Source organism: Picosynechococcus sp. PCC 11901 (genome assembly GCF_005577135.1).
Lineage (GTDB): Bacteria > Cyanobacteriota > Cyanobacteriia > Cyanobacteriales > MRBY01 > MRBY01.
In genome coordinates, this window is sequence record NZ_CP040360.1 from 799,985 (window position 1) to 817,447 (window position 17,463).

Genomic DNA, 17,463 nt, shown 5'->3' on the forward strand with positions numbered 1-17,463 from the left:
TGTAAAGGGTTCTGGGGAGATCTTTACATTTGCCTTAGGTTTATGCATCATAATTCGCACGAGCGGCCAAGGAAGTTGCTACAAAGAGTCTAGCTTGGCTTGAAGTTCAGGATTATAGAGGCGTTCGTAGTTCCAATAGTTAGCAAAGACAGTTTCGACGTAGTTTTTCGTTTCATTAAACGGGATCTGCTCGATGAAGGTGTCGGGATCGTTAAGGCCATAGCGTTGGAGCCACTGGGCAACGTTACCAGGGCCAGCATTGTAACTGGCGATCGCCAACATGGAATTATCATCATATTCCTGGTGAGTGTAGCGCAGATACCAGGTACCGAGTTTAATATTGTCCTCTGGTTCATCGAGGGCATAGGCGTTCCCGGTTGTCTGTTGGGCAATCCATTCGGCGGTACTGGGCATCACTTGCATCAGTCCCTTTGCTCCCACGGGGGACTCAATATTTTTCTCAAAGCGAGATTCTTGACGCATTAAAGAAACGACCAGCAGGGGATTAAGGTCATTTTCGGCGGCCCACCGCTGGATCGGTTCAGCATAGGGGAATGGGAAAAGGGCGTGCCAATAGGTTTCGTTTTCCCGGAGTGCTAACCACGCTTGGCGATCGCCGGGTTCGTCCCGTTGGCTGAGATTCCAAATGGTATTAATCCCCTGGAGATAGCGACCTTGGGCCAGTTTTAACAGACCTTGGGTAAAGGCTTCGGGGACAGTGAGTTCTGTTTTACTGGCGAGTTCGAGTTGGAGGGTATTCCAGGCGTCAAAATCCTGGCCGAGGCGATAAAGCTCCTGAAATGTTTCGGAACCCGCCGGGGGCACAGGGCGAGTTTCTGGGATCGTTAATTCCGGTTGGAGACTGCGTACCGACGTGAAATCCCCGACATCCCAGCCGAGTTGTACCGCCGATCGCCAAGCGTAATAGGATTCGGGGTAGTCGCGGAGGACTTGTTGATAGGCTTGTTTTGCTGCTTGGGTTTGGCCAAGCTGTTGTTGCCATTTTCCTGTCCAAAAAATAGATTCAGGGGCAAGGGAATGATCCGGGGTCAGGGGGGCGATCGCCTTGGCCCATTCAATGGCCTGGGTGTAATTTCCTTCTGCGGCGTAGCGTTCGGCCTGTTGCCAGCGGTATTCTGTGGTGGCGGTGCCGTCTTTATAAGTATTGAGCGCTTTTTCGCGGGTTTGGTTGGCGGAACTATTGCTACCGAGCTTTTCTAAAAGGTTGGCCTTGGTAAAGAGGGCTTCGGGGGCTTCTTCTGGAAACTTTTCGACGGCTTGATCTAAATAGGTCAGCGCTGTGGTGTCATTGACTAAACTGGCGAGGCGACGTAAACCAAGGCCTGTTTCTGGGGCGTCGGGGAAAGTCTTGATCAAGGCTTCGTAGGCAGGTCGGGCTTGCTCCGGTTGGTCACTGACCTGGAAGCTGCGGGCGAGACGGTATAAATTTTGAGGAGTTTCGGGGGCTTTTTGGTAGGCGGTGGCGGCGGCGGCATATTGCCATTGATCCCAAAAACTATCGGCGATCGCCTGCCAGGTTTCTGGGGATAGCTGATCGGCGAAATTATCAATTAAAGCTTGACGGACTGTGGCAATATCTGGGGCGTCGGCGTCATACTTGAGGCGTAGTTCCAGAAGATCCCGTTGCTGGGGATTTTCTGCAAGGCGTTGCTGGATCAAGCTTTGGGTGCGGGGATGGGCAGGATATTCGGCGATCGCCTGGTCGGCATATTTCGGGTCGTAGGCACTGAGGCGAAAGAGGGCTTCGGCTGCGGCGGCATCCTCTGGGTAATTTTGCACCACATCAAACCAAATCACCTGGGCCTGTTCGGGGTTGTTCGTTAATTCGTAGGCGCGGCCCCGCTTAATCAAAATATGGGGCGTCAACACCGGATAATCTTGCTCTAGATTCTCGAAGGCGGCCAGGGCAGCGGCACCATCCTGTTCAACGAGATAGTCCATCCCTAATAGGTAACGGGCGCGACTGCGGTCAAGGCTATTTTTTTTCCCGTTGGCGATCGCCTCAAGCCATTCCCGCCGTTCCTCTGGTGTTTGTTCTACCAAAGCCAGTACTTCAGAATCGCTTGTTTCAGAGGATTCCACCTGGCCAGCGCTCTGGGACAGTAAGGGTATTTGTTGCCGGGCGGCGATCGCCCCCAGACCCAAGATCCCCGTTAAACCAAGGCCAATCCAAAAGGTTGGCGAACTGTACTTGACCCGAACCCGCTTCATGGTGCTGCTGTCGTAAATTCAACGGTTTCGATCATAGGCGATCTCTCAAAAATCCGGTGCTTTCCCCAGGCGATCGCCGCAAAAAAACCTAACTTCCAGGGGAAATTAGGATCAATAAAAAAGATTGCAGTTGAGAATAATAGCGTTACTTTTTCGGTTGGTAGTACAGGTTAGACCCTTGATCCGCGATGTAATGGCAGGCTTTTTGGGATCTAAAGAAACTGCGCCAAATCGGAGCATGGCTCACCCGGTAATAATCTCCTAGGAGAGGCTTGATCGCTTCGGTCGCATCCTTGAGATAGTAATGGGGAATAGCATGGAAAATGTGGTGGGCGACGTGGGTGCCGATATTGTGGTGAATTTCGTTAAAAATGCCATAATCCCGGTCAATGGTGGAAAGAGCACCCTTGAGGTAATACCAATCATCACCCCGGTACCAAGGAATATCCGCCTCAGTATGGTGCAGATAAGTGACTAGATCGAGCCAAATCACGAAGATGACGTAGGGCACAAAATAGAATTTCACAAAGGCGAGAAGCCCGAACTGCACTGTAAACCACGCGAGAAAACCGACCATGGCAATAATCGCGGCGGTACTGACGATGATATCGTTGCGCTCGGCAGGCTTAAACAGGGGACTTTTGGGCGAAAAATGAGAACCAGGCCCCCGACCCGGCGATCGCTTAAACAAATAAACCGGATAAGCAATCAGGGGCGCATAAAAACGGACAAGTTTCTCCGCAAAACCCATCTGGTCATATTTTGACTCTGGGATTGGGTACCAACTCTCATCGGTATCAATGTTGCCCGTGTTGGAGTGGTGGGTGCGGTGGGAAATACGCCAACCATGGAAAGGCACCAAAATCGGCGTGTGGCTCAAATGCCCAATCAAGTTATTGAGCCATTTGGACTTAGAAAAAGATCCGTGGCCGCAATCATGGCCGACCACAAACAAAGCCCAAAACATGGTGCCCTGGGCAAACCAAAAGATGGGATAGAAAAACCAAGAATCTAAATAAGCGGCGATCGCATAGAGGCCAGCGATGATCCCAATATCAAGAAAAAAATAGGCGAGGGAACGGAAGACAGAAGGCTGAAAACAGTAGTCTGGGATGGCTGCTTTCACATCCTTGAGGGTGAAGGGCAGATCTTGCCGTAGAGACTCGCGACTCCCTGGGGAGCGGACTGTACTTTGCATTCAGTTTCAAAAAGAGATTAACAAATGTTTACAATTCTACTGCCTTTTGTCAGGATGCAGGGGAAATCGCCGCAAAATTCCTGAATTTCGTTTAATTTTTCCCATTGTTTGGCCCTGGCGATCGCCACAGAACTTCTTCAAGACTTCTCTGTAAAATAGGAGCTAGTCCATTGCAGAAAAAGTTTTATGTCCACTACCACTGAACCCACAGATCGTTTATTTGGGGCCTTACCCTACCTTCTGCCCCTCGTTTACGCCTTGCCCCTGGGGATTCCATTTTTGAGGCAATTCCCGATTCTCTCGATTATCTATGTACCCCTACAGCCATTAATCCGCCTTTATTCGTTTCCCTTTGCGGGACTGATTATTTTCTTCATTCTCTATGCTGCGGTGGTACGCAACAGCCGGATTAGTCACTTCATCCGCTTCAACACCCTACAAGCGATTCTCATCGATATTGCCTTGATTTTATTGAGCATTGTGATTCAATTATTCGGCTTTGGGGGCGGCAGTCTTCTCGTTGAAACCCTTTCAAATGTTGCCTTTCTTGGTACTTTAGTGGCTTGCCTCTATGCAATGGTGCAATCGATCCTCGGCAAATATGCGGAGTTGCCGACCATTTCCCAGGCCGCCTATTCCCAATTACCTTATTAATCGGACGAAATAGGCAAAATTCTGGAAATTTAGGGTCTAATCGGGAAACTTTTTTGGGGTTATCCCCGACAGATAATCATGGTGAAGTATTAGGGAAACACAATGGCGAAGTTGATGATGTTAGAGCCTTATCAATTATTGTTGGGCGGCGTAGTGGCAATCGCCTTTCTCACGGTGGGCCTGACGGTGGGGGTCAGCAATGCCCTGGGGCGCAATATTCTTAAACCCCGGCAGTTTACCTGTCAGCCCGTCATAGAACCCCAAACAGGAGAATTGATGTGGACGGTCTTTCATCAGGGCCAAGGACAACCGCAACCTTGGCTGCAAATGGTGCCGGGCATGGAAGGGGATGTGTCCCCCAAAAGTCGTTGTGAGCAGGTCGCCCAGCGCCTAGATTCCCTAGTACCACAGCAACTCCGCGCCCTCACCTATCAGCCCAACCCGGCCACCCCAGAACGGGAAGCAATTTGTGCCCTGACTCAAACGAAAGGCGGCCCTTGTACGACGCTCCTAATTTTGAAGCCAGAGACAGACCCAACGCAGTTTTTTGCGGATCTGACCCTGCCCCTGCGCCAATGGGGAGAGGGGATGCAATTAGAAACCGCAAACCAGGTGCCCCTCGATCTGCAGCCCTATCTTCTGGAGCCAGCTTCTCCCTAGAGTTCTGGGCGGCTTAAATGTGGCCTAAATTTCGCCTGGGCGATCGCCAAGACAAATCCCTAAGCCCCGCGCGGTTTTCACCAAAGTTCCCTCCGGATCAACGACCCGATTGATCTCAATGGCTTCACTAATGGGCGCACTAGACACCTGGCCATTTTGCCAAGTCACCATGTGATCAAATTTGCCCTGGACGATCAAGTCCACCGCCGCCACCCCAAAGGCCGAGGCCAACAAACGGTCTAGGGGTGAAGCGATGCCCCCCCGTTGGATGTGGCCCAATACCGTTACCCGCGTTTCTGCGCCAGTCTTTTTGGCCACCTCATCACCCATGTATTGACCAATGCCCCCCAGGCGACATTCCCCAAATTGCAATTCGTGTTTGAGGGTTTCCCCAGAGGTGGTACAGACCGCCTCTGAAACAACGACAAGGGTATGACCATTACCGGAATTTTGGCGATCGCAAATAAACTCACACACCGTCTGTAAGTCGTAGGCAATCTCTGGGATCAAGATCACATGGGCACCGCCAGCAATCCCCGCATTTAAGGCGATGTGGCCGGCATCTCGCCCCATGACTTCCACAATCATCACTCGGTTGTGACTGGCCGCCGTAAAATGCAGTCGATCTAAAGCTTCCGTGGCAATATTGACCGCTGTTTCAAACCCAATGGAACGTTCCGTAATGCCCACATCATTGTCAATGGTTTTGGGGATGCCCACGAGGTTCATGCCCCCCAGGTGGGCTAATTTCTGGAGAATCGCCAAGCTACCATCGCCGCCAATCCCGACCAGTGCATCCAGCCCCAAGCGGTGATAAGCTTCGCCAATTTCCTGGGAGCGATCCTTTAGGGAACCGTCTTCCATGGGAAAAGCAAAGGGATTACCTTTATTGGTCGTCCCCAACATGGTGCCCCCCATCGTTAACCAAGTATCGACTTGATCTTCAGTGAGGACAATGGTTTCTGGTGGCTCCTGGAGCAGGCCGAGGGTCGCTCGACAGATACCAATCACTTCCCAACCGTATTGATGTCGGGCGCAGCGAGTTACAGCCCGAATCGCTGCATTCAAGCCGGAGCAGTCGCCGCCACTGGTGAGTACACCAATTTTTTTTACGTTTCCCATAACTGATGCTGTTTACCGTTGTCCTAAAGCGTTTATGGCCTGGGGCCATTGGGCCTATTGTTAATCAGGAAACGACGATCGCCACAGCCTCTGAGATGATTCGTTTAATTTTTTGACAGTTATTTACTGATATGGCTGATAAGTCAGCGATCGCTCACATCCCCAGGAAAATTTCAGGGAAACTTTAGGATGCGAGGTAATGGGGAATAATCACATCAGGAATACTTTGCCCCGTCAGACAATGCCAATGGCAGGTAAACAGGTCTGGTTGTTGGCAGCGCAGAGAGGCGATCGCCGGTGCTGCCGGGAAAGGCCAGAGTCGATCAAAAATTAACCGCTTTTCCGGTGAGAAAGAAAACTGTAGCAGGTAAACCCCAGGCGTAGCCCCAATGGAATCGAGGAGCTGGTAGCCCAGATAATATAAGCTTTGGCGCTGTTCATCCCGGAGGTCGATGGGCTGGTGGTAGGAGTTGGGCATTACCCCTTCACCGATCACTTCGCCGTACAAAGGCCCCTTCGCCGTGTAGATAATTGGTAGCCAGTGATCACCTAAATAGTTGTGGTTACAGACCCGGTGGGTTGTGTGTTTCTGCACCCACTGACGCCGCTCTTCAATTTTGCGACAGGCTTGAAATACTTTTTGGTGCGTGAAAGAAAAAGGCTCTGGTAAATCAATCGTCAAGGGACAAACGAGGACGTCGCGACCCTGGGACTGGCCCCCGTGCCGAACCATCGCCGGTGTGAGCACTTCTACTTCTGTGCCCTCGGCCTGCTGCACAATTGCCGTTTTAAATGCCTTAATCATCCGCTCCGTAACGGGGGAAGCAGAGATAAATTTGCCAGAATGCTTTAATTCAGCATTGACTAAGATGATGACCTTAGAGGGTGCTGAACGTCGGGATGGGGCTGCCACCTTTGGGGTTAAATGTGGGTAATTCAATCTCAGACAGGCTATGACGACGATTTTTCACTGCAAGGCGGTAACTCACACTTTGTAAGTCGGCATGGAGTTGGCGATTCTCCCTTTGCAGCTTCTCTACTTTATCGCGAACTGTTGCCATTCTCTCAGCAAATTTTTGCCGATAAATCTGCGGTAGTTCTTGAACCACCTGTTCTAACCGCCGACTGCGATCGCCTAATTCTTTAACGGATTGGCGCAATTGGGAAATTTCTTGATCTTTCTGGGTCAAACGCTCTTGATACAAAACGACTTGCTGTTCAACCTCTTGGAACTGCTCCCGGAGGCGCTGGAGTTCTTCTTGGTGCTGGGCTTCTAGCTCCGGGGCCGGGTCATCATTGCCCTTGACGAGACGAAATAACTCCTGGGACAGTTGCTGCACCAGTTGATCCCGCAGTTGGAGTTCCTGCTGGAGTTGGGCGACATCGAGGGGTTGGGATTGACGGGGTTCGGTTGTTGCCACGGTTATTCATCACTCCATTGATCAAGGGTTTGGGGTTAAATCGTCCGATATGTACATCAATCTAGACAAAATTTGCACCGCCCGAAGGATAGAAAAGACAGTCTTTCGCCTATGACTTTTTACTGGGACTAGCCAGTATAGACCTAATAATATCTAATGCTTTGGAAAAATGCCTGTCTTCGGGGAAATTTTGTAAGAAAATCGCCATTCGTGGTTTCCCCCTTGCGGATAAGATAAAGGGGATTTTTAACAAGCCCTGTTTTTCTTCACATGAGTATTGCAAGCAATCCCCCGATTAAGTTTGGCACTGACGGTTGGCGTGGCATTATCGCCGATGATTTTACCTTCGCTAATGTTTGTAAAGTGACCCGGGCGATCGCCAGCTACCTAGAGACGGCCTATGGGAAGGATCGTCCGGTGCTGGTGGCCTATGACACCCGTTTTTTTGCAGACGAATTTGCCCAGACTGCGGCGGAAGTGCTCGCGGATCTCGGTTGGACGGTGCAGGTGGTAGAGCGGGATTGCCCGACCCCGGTGATTGCCTACAATGCGAAGTTTCTCAATTCTGCCGGCGCGTTGATGTTTACGGCCAGCCATAACCCCGCCCCCTACTGCGGGATCAAATATATTCCCGATTACGCCGGGCCAGCGACCCCAGAAATCACCGACACGATTGTGGCGAATATTGCTAGTGCTTCGGCGGAGATGCCCACGGGCAAAAATGGCGACAAGATTTCTCGGTTCGACCCGAAACCTGCCTATTTAAAATTTATCTACACCCTCCTGGATGTGGACAAGATTCGCTCAGCGGGCCTGAAAGTTAAATACGATGCGCTGTATTCCACGTCGCGCGGTTATTTAGATGAAGTACTCGCCCACTGCGGCTGTGAAACGGAATCATTTAATACCAGCCGTGATGTTTTGTTTGGCGGTGGGATGCCAGAACCGAAAGGCTCTCAGTTGGTGGGCCTCGTGGATGCGGTAAAAGCGGATCAAGCAGATCTAGGCTTGGCGACCGATGGTGATAGCGATCGCTTTGGGGTTGTGGATGAATTGGGAAATGTTTTAACGCCCAACACAATTCTGCTCTTGCTTGCGCGGCACCTGCTGAAAAACAAAGGTCAAAAAGGGGCGATCGTCCGCACGGTGGCCACAACCCATTTGCTCGACAATTTGGCCGCAAAATATGGCTTAGAAATTTTTGAAACAGCAGTCGGCTTCAAGTATATCGGCGAAAAAATGCGCGAAACTGCTGTCCTCATTGGCGGTGAAGAATCCGGTGGTTTGAGTGTGCTCGGTCATATCCCGGAAAAAGATGGCATTTTGGCGGATATGCTCGTGGCCGAGGCGATCGCCTACGAAGGCAAACCCCTTTCCCAATTGGTGAAAGAAGCCCTCGAAGATGCCGCTGGACCGCTCTTCAATAAACGCTTGGATCTGCACCTGGAAGAACCCCACAAAAAGGCTGTCTTGGACTTCTATAAGGCGACGCCCCCGGAAACTGTGGCTGGTTTAGCGGTCAAGGAAGTGGGCTTAAAAGATGGCGTGAAACTGTACCTCGAAAATGGCAGTTGGGTGCTCCTGCGTCCTTCTGGTACAGAGCCGTTGATGCGGGTTTATATGGAAACGGATTCTGCGGCCCTTGAAGCGAAAATTGCCTCAGAAATGGAAGCGGCGATCGCCAAACTTGATCCCGCGAAATAAACGAATTTCCTGTTGAACTTTTTCGACCTCCTTAAGCTTCTTAAGGAGGTTTTTGGTAGTATTTGCCTCAAAGAAAAAATCGCAAATAAGGCTGTATCGAAATTTTCAAAAAAATAGCAATCCACCAAAAGTTATTATAATTGATAGCCTGTCAGACTTTAAAAGCTAGCGATTACTAGATTAGAATTCATAAAATGATTTTGTTTGATTTACCAAAAACGAGCCCCTCCTTCAAATAAGCTTCTGATGCTGTCATCTAAAGAAACGCCATTGTTGATCTGTTCCAATTCATCAAAAATATCTGGAACATCTGGAATAGAGTGGAGTACCAATTTTCTTTGTAACGTATAAAAATGAGTGTATGTTCCCTCTGTTTCTATTGAGCAAGCAACTATATAAAAACCCTGTAAACCCAGGTGATTTAAGCAGTCATGCAATGTTTTGAATTTGTTGGCGACACTTTTTCCATTGATATATAAACTTAAAATTTCATTAGTGATACCGCGCCCTAAAAGCTGTACTCGAAGATTCAAAGACTGATAAACATTTAAAGACTGATAGGCTTTGGTTTCGTTGTGATTGCTGTTTTTGACTAAGTGGTTGGGTGAAGATTTACTCTGTTGTTGACTAGGTGGAAGATTTTGATTTAATACTTCTTTTGATTCTTGTGGCTGCTTCTCTTCAAGTTCGGGTATGTATAGAATTGGTTTAACCATTCTCCATTCGGGAGCCTCTCCATTTACTCTGGCATAAAACTGGGCAGATTTTATTAGAATTGTCTTAGTGCTAGGAATCTTATTAAAAACACTTAATATTTTCTCGGAGATAAATTCATATTCTAAAGGAGTCTTTTGGACGTCTTTTGGTCTTGTTATGACTACCAATAACATTGGTGATTTTAGTTGCAAATTACAGGTGACTTTACTTCCACGCACCATCTGGTTGACATACTTCTCGACTTCAGGAAGATTCGAGAATGTCAATTCATCAATCGACATAAATATAGCCCAATAAGTTTAGATTTTGTCTACTCCATATCATTAAAACCAAAATGCATAATATTTTCCACTCGAAAGCTTGTAATCTTTCTTAAATGAGTGTTTTTTCAAAAATTATAGACAGATACTTTATATGCACAGTTCACAATTTAGGCGATCGCCTTGAGATTTTCCTCGATGTGCGCCTGGGGATCATGGTCACGAATTTGGCGAATAAAGAAATCCTCTAGGGAAACTCGCGCCAATTTCAAATCTAATAATCGCGCCTTCATCAAGCTCAGGGAAGCAATGAACTTTTGGGGATCTCCCTCCAAATGGCCGATCCAATGGTGATCCTTGCGGGCTAAATCCGGCACCCAAGACCGTAACGCTGCCTCGGTACCCCCTTCGATGACGACTTGATAGCGATCTGCTGCCCCCAAAAGCTCATCTAAAGTACCTTGGCAGATAATTTCCCCCTTCGACAAAATCGCCAGGCGATCACAAATCAGTTCCACATCCGCCAAAATATGCGAATTAAAGAAAATCGTTTTTCCCTGGGCCTTTAGGGACAAAATAATTTCTCGCACTTGGTAGCGACCGAGGGGATCGAGGCCCGACATCGGCTCATCGAGGAAGACTAAATCAGGATCATTGATTAACGCCTGGGCCATCCCTACCCGCTGGAGCATCCCCTTGGAATATTTGCGGAGTTGCCGCTTTTTCGCCACTTCCTGGGCCAGTCCCACCGTATCCAGCAGTAATTTAATCCGCTTTTGTCGCTTGCCGCGCGGAATCTGAAATAAACCCGCCGTAAAATCTAGAAATTCCCAGGCCGTCAAAAAGTCATAGAAATAAGCATTTTCCGGGAGGTAGCCAATGCGCTGGCGGGTGGGGCGATCGCCAAACGGTTTCCCCAACAGCGTCGCATTGCCCCCAGTCGGTCGAATAATACCTAGGAGAATTTTCAAAAGAGTTGTTTTGCCTGCCCCATTTGGCCCCAGTAGCCCGAAGGTTTCGCCTGCCAAGACTTCGAGGGAACAACTTTTCAGGGATTCACTGGTTTTGTTGAGCCAAAAGCCGGTACGGTAAGTTTTGCAAAGGTCCCAGGTCTTGACCACTGCCATACCATCGGAGGAAGGAGATGCGGACTGCATAGGGCAATTTCGTGACAAATTGAAACAATTTAGGGAATTTCAGGCTAAGCGTTTGAACCAAACGACAAGATCGATAAAATATAGTCTGGTTGATTATATTAAACTTTTAACCAAATTCTTTTTCTGTTGAGAGCATTGAGAGGAAAACTCCTTTGAAAAAATTACTTGCTATTGCTTTAACCGTACTTGCTACTGTTTTTGCCTTCGGGACTCCTGCATTTGCCGCTGATGCTGCTGCTGGTGCCCAGGTATTTGCCGCTAACTGTGCCGCTTGCCATGCTGGTGGTAACAACGCAGTCATGCCCACCAAAACCCTAAAGGCTGATGCCCTAAAAACTTACCTCGCTGGCTACAAAGATGGCAGCAAGTCCCTCGAAGAAGCGGTTGCCTACCAAGTAACCAACGGACAAGGGGCAATGCCTGCTTTCGGTGGTCGTCTAAGCGATGCTGACATTGCTAACGTTGCCGCTTACATCGCTGACCAAGCAGAAAACAACAAATGGTAAACGACTGATTGCCTCAAAATCAGTTGCAATCCATTCCCCATAGACCAGTTATTTAAGCAAAATAACTGGTTTTTTTATGGCGATTAACCCTCTCGACAGATAAACTTCAGAACAAAAAACCTCCCCAGATGGAGAGGTCAAGAAATAAATTAATCAAATCAAAGCATTCGTTTTTGAGATTTACCGCAACAGTAGCCTAGACAAACCACTCGTCCATTGCCTGTTCTTTGGTGTTGGTATTCCGAGAAGGAGTCGCCCGGTCAAAGGTCATGTGAATCGAACGGGTTTGTTCCCCATCGGCAGCCACGGCCACAATTGGATAATCGATATTGCCGTCCTGGAAAGACATCTGGAAGCGGAATGTGCCGTCTGGATTCAGTTTGATCGGTTGACCACCAATGGTGACAGTGGCATCGGGTTCCGTCGCACCGTAAACAATCAACTCTGCATCGGCCACAAGCCAGAATTTCCGGGGACGCGCTGGTGGCATCGACGCAAAGCCAGCACCGGACATATTCAAGCCGGACATATTGAGACCAGAAACGTTGGGGGCTGCCCATAGTCCTGCCCCAGAGGGGAAGACATAGGAACTGATGGATTCTTGGGGCGGTACTGAGCCAGCCACATGTTGCATCGAACCAAACAGAGACCCAGCAATACGTTGGGCTTCGAGGGATTGGAGATCGCCAAAGATTTCGTCGTAGATGGGACTAGAGGTACTTTCGGCAGCGGCGGCAGCAGCTTCTGCTTGTTTCTTGGCTGGGGGCACCAGGTTGTAAACGGTTTTTCCTTTCAGTTCTTCATCCCACTGGACGGTCACAAAGATGTCTTCTACCCAGTCGCTGGGATAGACAGGGGGAATGCGAATTGCGGTGGAGCGGGCCAAGCTTAACCAACGGCCATCGGCGCAACGGTAACCGATTTCGACAACGTAATCGCGATCGCTAACGGGGACGGGGAAATACCATTCCCGCGCCATTTCATCACACAAATATTCTTGGACGTTGTGGGGGGTCTGGTAGTCGAGGTTGATATCCGTGACGTCATAGAGACGCAGGGCGATCTGCTGGCCCCCTTGGTTCCGCAGGTATTGCTTGTGGTCATTGGGAATATCCCAGTAGGCGTAGGCCCATTGGGGATCGCGGGGTAAGAGAACGATGCGACTTTGGCCATAGCCGCCGGGGAGGTCACCGAGGTCTTCATCGACACTGGCGAGATCGAGCTCGATGGGATCATCTTGACCAACTTCAAATTTTGCTGCTTCCACTTGAGTTTCCTCCTCTTGGCTATTGACTGGGGTGATGGATTCAGTTTTGTCGGGGGTGACTGAGGCTTTGGGATTGTCGTAGCTTGAGCGTTTTTTCACCTCAGCGAGGAGTTGATCTTTGCGCATCCGACTATAGCGGCTGATGCCAAGTTTGCTGGCGAGCTTCCGTAGTTGCCTCAGGGTCATATCTTCTGGGTTGTCTGCGAATCCATTGCCTACTGTGGTGGTCATGGGATGGGCTCCTCCGTTGCACGAATTTTGGACTGATACAGGGTAGGCGCTTGCATCGGTTTTTTTGGCGATCGCCTGTTGTTTCATGTTTTAGCAGAGAATCCTGGGTTTCGTGATCCCAAAAGTCAAGATATGTTGACTTTTAACGAATTCAATGGCTTTCAGCGATTTTTTATGTTAGGAAACTGTGACTTTTGCGTCTAGGGTAAGTATTTGTGCTTGGTTAAAAGGACGAATTTGAGTGATTCTGCCCCGGGCCATAGGCAAGGGATTTGGAAATCCGCTAAGATGACATCGCCCATTTGTAACATCCCGACATTATGATTCGCCTCGAAACGGTTTCTCCCCACCAGCAACTTGTGATTACGCCGCCTGCATCGGGCCTCAGTTTGCAGGGAAAGGTGCGGATTCCGGGGGACAAGTCCATTTCCCACCGGGCGCTGATGTTGGGGGCGATCGCCGAAGGCGAAACGATCATCGAAGGCTTGCTATTGGGCGAAGATCCCCGCAGTACGGCGGCCTGTTTCGCGGCGATGGGGGCCAATATTTCAGAATTAAATGAAACGGAAGTCCGGGTGCAGGGGGTCGGCCTCGGTAATCTGCAAGAACCAGATAATGTCCTCGATGCGGGCAACTCCGGCACTACGATGCGCTTGATGATGGGTTTGCTGGCTTCGTCGCCGGATCGCTTTTTTGCCGTGACGGGGGATGGTTCCTTGCGATCGCGGCCCATGTCCCGGGTTGTCAATCCCCTAAAGGAAATGGGGGCACAAATTTGGGGCAAAAAAGGCAATACCCTCGCTCCCCTGGCGATTCAAGGGCAACAACTCAAGGGAATTCATTACCATTCCCCCATTGCGTCAGCCCAGGTCAAATCCTGTGTATTATTGGCGGGACTCTTGGCAGAGGGGCAAACCACCGTCACCGAACCTGCCTTTTCGCGGGATCACAGTGAACGGATGCTCCGGGCCTTTGGCGCAAATCTCACCATTGATCCCGAAACCCACAGCGTGACCCTTGACCCCTACCCGACGTTGCGGGGCCAAAAAGTGGTGGTGCCGGGGGATATTAGTTCGGCGGCTTTTTGGATGGTGGCGGCGGCGATTGTGCCCGATTCTGATTTGACGATTGAGAATGTGGGGATTAATCCGACCCGCACCGGGATTATTGAAGCGATGCAGATGATGGGGGCGGACATGACCCTGGATAATGCGCGGGAAGTGGCCGGGGAACCGGTGGCGGATCTGCGGGTGCAATATTCTCCCCTCAAGGGTTGCACCATCGGCGGCGAGATTATTCCCCGGCTGATTGATGAAATTCCGATCCTGGCGGTGGCGGCCTGTTTCGCAGCAGGAACAACGATCATCAAAGATGCTGAGGAGTTACGGGTCAAAGAAAGCGATCGCCTCGCAGTGATGGCCGCAGAATTGACGAAAATGGGCGCGAATATTATCGAGCATCCCGACGGCCTAGAGATCATTGGGGGCGCCTCTTTAAACGGAGCAGAAATGGATAGCTATACTGACCATCGCATTGCCATGAGTTTGGCGATCGCCGCTTTAAATGCCAAGGACGAAACCCGCATCCACCGGGCCGAAGCCGCTTCCATTTCCTATCCCACCTTTGTCGAAACCCTCACCAACGTTTGTCAGTTTGAATAAACGCCCAGGCTAGATTTTGCTGCCGTTAAAGCGCATTTTCACCCCCGTTGCAGGAGACAAAACTAACCCCTTGCGTTTGGCGGCGACGGGCACTTGATCCAGTAGGGTTAAATCGGCTTGGGTGGCGATCGCCGCAAGACCTAAGCGCAACTCCACCATCGCTAAAGCTTCCCCGGCACAACGGCGCACACCGCCCCCAAAGGGCATAAATTCGTAGGGCGTAAACTGCCGTTCGAGAAACCGTTCAGGGCGAAATTCCCTGGGGTTGGGGTAGAGATCCGGGCGTTGGTGGAGCAGATAAATTGACCCCATCAGCACCGTGCCCCCCTCAATGGAATAATCGAGCAACTGGGTGGTGGCAACAGCTTGACGAGCAAAAGTGAACATCGCCACGGGATTAATCCGTAAGGTTTCATTGCAAACGGCTGCGAGGTAAGGCAAACGGTAAATGTCCATCGGGTCAGGATTTTCGCCCAAGGCTGTGATTTCGGCGCGGACTTTTGCCATCACTTCCGGGTGGGCATGGAGCCAATAGGTGCCCCAGGCCATGGCGATCGCCGTCGTTTCGTGGCCCGCAAACAAGAGCAACATCAGTTCATCGCGTAACTGTTGATCGTCCATGGTGTTGCCCGCTTCGTCGGTGGCCGCCATCAGCAAAGACAAAATATCAGTCCGCTCCGGGTCGGGGTGGGTACGGCGTTCCTGCAATTCGGCGTAGATCAACTCATCTAGGGCTTGGCGATCGCGGATAAAACTGCCCCAGGGACTCCAGGCTCCCAAATCCTTTTGCAACGACGTGAAAAAGAGAAAACTATTGGCGATGGGCGAGGTAAACCGATTTAAAATCTTGCGGGTCATCGCCATAATTGGCGCGTAGCGATCGCCCCCCTGCACCCCAAAGACCACCTCAATGATCGTGCGCAGGGTAATCTTTTGGGTGATGTCCTGCATCTGGAAGGCTTGGCCCGGCTTTAGCTGGGACAACTCCTCCTCAATAATCTGGGTAATGAGCGCCCCATAGTTGTGCATCCGCGCCCCGTGGAAGGCTGGCATAATCAACTTTCTTTCTTGTCGATGGCGATCGCCGCTCAAACTCACCAAAGACTGTTGCCCCACCAGGGGTTCAATAATGCCGTTTAACTCCCCAGGGGCCGCAAAAGCCTGGTTACTATTACTGAGCAACTGCCGTATCGCCTCAGGATGATAGACCAAAATCAGGGGCTGGTCGTAGCCTGCCGCTGGCATATAGGCGAGATCCGGTGCCGAGCTTGCTAAGCGGGTTAAATATCCCACAGGATTCAACAACGATTGTAATTTTTGCTGAAATTTTCCCGTAGATAAACGCGGAATGGACTTGAATTCAGTGGCGATCGCCATAGGTTTGACTCGATAGGGTGAAGGGCCTTGTTTCCCTATTGTGACACTTTTGTCCGGAGAACCATACTCGCTAAAAACGTCCCTAAGCCAGAAAAAATCAGAGTTTGACGGGAAGCCCAAGGGAATTTTTATAAATTTTTCTTATATAGAACCGAAACTATGACGATATTTTCTTGTATTGACTCTAGTCTATGGTGTTGCTAAACTCAGGCATAACAGCACAAGTTCAGGAGTAAACCCTTGATCCCTGCAACTCTCCACCAACTGAAGGTGTTTGAAACTACGGCTCGCCACGGCAGTTTTACCAAGGCAGCGGAGGAATTATCAATCACCCAACCGACGGTTTCTGGACAAGTGAAACAACTGACCCAGACCATCGGCATGCCACTGTTTGAACATATTGGCAGAAAGCTATATCTCACGGAAGCAGGTGAGGAACTCCTCGCAACCTGCCAAGAAATCTTTGAACGGTTGGATAACTTTGAGATGAAGTTGGCCGCCCTGCAGGGAGCGAAACGGGGTCAACTCCGCCTTGGGGTAATCACCACAACCAAATATTTTGTGCCGCGTATCCTGGGGGAATTTTGCCAAGATTACCCAGATATCGACGTGTCTTTGCAGGTGATCAATCACCAACAGCTCCATGATCGGATGGCGAATAATCTAGATGATCTCTACATCCTGAGTAATTTGCCCGATGATCTCGATGTCCATGCGCAAGCATTTTTGGACAATCCCTTGGTGGTGGTCGCCCGTGCCGATCATCCCCTGGCTCGCCAGAAAAATCTCCCTCTGTCTGTGTTGGACGGGGCCGATTTTGTAACGCGGGAAATGGGGTCGGGGACACGACTCGCGGTCGAAAAACTCCTGGCAGAACATGATGTGTCGGTGCAGGTGCGCCTGGAACTGGGGTCAAATGAGGCGATTAAACAGGCGATCGCCGGTGGCCTAGGGATTTCTGTCTTGTCCCGCCATACTTTGATCACAGAGCCTCCCCACGGCGAATTAACGGTGTTGGATGTGGAGCATTTTCCGATCCAGCGCCATTGGTATGTTGCCTACCTCGCCGGGAAACAACTGTCGGTGATTGCCCAAGCCTTTTTGGAGTTTATGGTCCGGTCTAGCCAGAAAACTCTCGAAAATTCAGGGCGGCGATCGCTTGCTCTGCAACCCTAAAAGCTCAAAATTGTTGGGTCATTTCCCGTGCCTTTGGTAGGTCGAAGTTGGTAATTGCCCAACCAGTAAAAAAGATGGGTCATCAGCCCGCTTTTTCCTAAGCAAATTATTTCAGCGTCA

Annotated in this window: 15 protein-coding genes; 6 read left to right on the top strand and 9 right to left on the bottom strand. The window is 50.2% G+C overall.

Features of this window, described 5'->3' with window-relative positions; genetic code table 11:
• Positions 1–78: 78 nt before the first annotated feature.
• Together FEK30_RS04830 and FEK30_RS04835 are read right to left on the bottom strand one after the other, a co-directional pair.
• Positions 79–2,232, bottom strand: a complete 2,154-nt coding sequence (locus tag FEK30_RS04830; protein WP_138072104.1) for a lytic transglycosylase domain-containing protein — start codon at positions 2,230–2,232, stop codon at positions 79–81.
• 145 nt (positions 2,233–2,377) lie between these two features.
• Positions 2,378–3,430, bottom strand: a complete 1,053-nt coding sequence (locus FEK30_RS04835; RefSeq protein WP_138072106.1) for a fatty acid desaturase — start codon at positions 3,428–3,430, stop codon at positions 2,378–2,380.
• A gap of 186 nt (positions 3,431–3,616) precedes the next feature.
• Between FEK30_RS04835 and FEK30_RS04840 the strand changes: the two genes are divergently transcribed.
• Both FEK30_RS04840 and FEK30_RS04845 read left to right on the top strand, forming a co-directional pair.
• Positions 3,617–4,084 carry a Tic20 family protein gene (locus tag FEK30_RS04840; protein ID WP_138072108.1) on the top strand — a complete coding sequence of 156 codons (468 nt, stop codon included), beginning with the start codon at positions 3,617–3,619 and terminating at the stop codon, positions 4,082–4,084.
• A gap of 102 nt (positions 4,085–4,186) precedes the next feature.
• Entirely contained in the window at positions 4,187–4,744 is a 558-nt protein-coding gene (locus tag FEK30_RS04845) for a COP23 domain-containing protein (RefSeq protein WP_084448936.1), read from the top strand.
• A 24-nt stretch (positions 4,745–4,768) separates the two neighbouring features.
• On the opposite strand, the gene FEK30_RS04850 is transcribed toward FEK30_RS04845, so the two are convergent.
• From FEK30_RS04850 to FEK30_RS04860, 3 genes are all read right to left on the bottom strand, one after another.
• Entirely contained in the window at positions 4,769–5,866 is a 1,098-nt protein-coding gene (locus tag FEK30_RS04850) for an ATP-dependent 6-phosphofructokinase (protein ID WP_138072110.1), read from the bottom strand.
• Positions 5,867–6,050: 184 nt separating this feature from the next.
• On the bottom strand, positions 6,051–6,779 hold the full coding sequence (locus FEK30_RS04855) for a hypothetical protein (protein WP_030007882.1): 729 nt from the start codon (positions 6,777–6,779) through the stop codon (positions 6,051–6,053).
• Complete coding sequence (locus tag FEK30_RS04860; protein ID WP_138072112.1) at positions 6,745–7,287, bottom strand: Npun_F5560 family protein; 543 nt, start codon at positions 7,285–7,287, stop codon at positions 6,745–6,747. The genes FEK30_RS04855 and FEK30_RS04860 overlap by 35 nt, the downstream gene beginning before the upstream one ends.
• A 270-nt stretch (positions 7,288–7,557) precedes the next feature.
• On the opposite strand from FEK30_RS04860, the gene FEK30_RS04865 reads away from it, so the two are divergent.
• Positions 7,558–8,991, top strand: a complete 1,434-nt coding sequence (locus FEK30_RS04865; RefSeq protein ID WP_030007883.1) for a phosphoglucomutase/phosphomannomutase family protein — start codon at positions 7,558–7,560, stop codon at positions 8,989–8,991.
• Positions 8,992–9,200: 209 nt separating this feature from the next.
• Here FEK30_RS04865 and FEK30_RS04870 read toward each other — a convergent pair whose 3' ends face one another.
• Positions 9,201–9,989: a hypothetical protein gene (locus FEK30_RS04870; protein ID WP_099240426.1), complete on the bottom strand. Its 789-nt coding sequence runs from the start codon at positions 9,987–9,989 to the stop codon at positions 9,201–9,203.
• Positions 9,990–10,138: 149 nt separating this feature from the next.
• Positions 10,139–11,125 (bottom strand): ABC transporter ATP-binding protein, encoded by a 987-nt coding sequence (locus tag FEK30_RS04875; protein ID WP_138072114.1) that lies wholly within the window; start codon positions 11,123–11,125, stop codon positions 10,139–10,141.
• A gap of 152 nt (positions 11,126–11,277) precedes the next feature.
• Here FEK30_RS04875 and FEK30_RS04880 point away from each other — a divergent pair, with 152 nt between their 5' ends.
• Positions 11,278–11,631, top strand: coding sequence for a c-type cytochrome (locus FEK30_RS04880; RefSeq protein ID WP_012305805.1), 354 nt, complete (start codon positions 11,278–11,280; stop codon positions 11,629–11,631).
• A 196-nt stretch (positions 11,632–11,827) separates the two neighbouring features.
• Here FEK30_RS04880 and FEK30_RS04885 read toward each other — a convergent pair whose 3' ends face one another.
• Entirely contained in the window at positions 11,828–13,129 is a 1,302-nt protein-coding gene (locus FEK30_RS04885; protein WP_012305806.1) for a DUF4912 domain-containing protein, read from the bottom strand.
• A gap of 320 nt (positions 13,130–13,449) precedes the next feature.
• Between FEK30_RS04885 and aroA the strand changes: the two genes are divergently transcribed.
• On the top strand, positions 13,450–14,790 hold the full coding sequence (gene aroA, locus FEK30_RS04890) for a 3-phosphoshikimate 1-carboxyvinyltransferase (protein WP_138072116.1): 1,341 nt from the start codon (positions 13,450–13,452) through the stop codon (positions 14,788–14,790).
• A 9-nt stretch (positions 14,791–14,799) separates the two neighbouring features.
• Here the strand turns inward: aroA and FEK30_RS04895 are convergent, their stop codons facing one another.
• Positions 14,800–16,167, bottom strand: coding sequence for a cytochrome P450 (locus FEK30_RS04895; protein ID WP_138072118.1), 1,368 nt, complete (start codon positions 16,165–16,167; stop codon positions 14,800–14,802).
• Between the two features lie 240 nt (positions 16,168–16,407).
• Here FEK30_RS04895 and FEK30_RS04900 point away from each other — a divergent pair, with 240 nt between their 5' ends.
• Positions 16,408–17,343 (top strand): LysR family transcriptional regulator, encoded by a 936-nt coding sequence (locus tag FEK30_RS04900; RefSeq protein WP_062431791.1) that lies wholly within the window; start codon positions 16,408–16,410, stop codon positions 17,341–17,343.
• Positions 17,344–17,463: the final 120 nt, after the last annotated feature.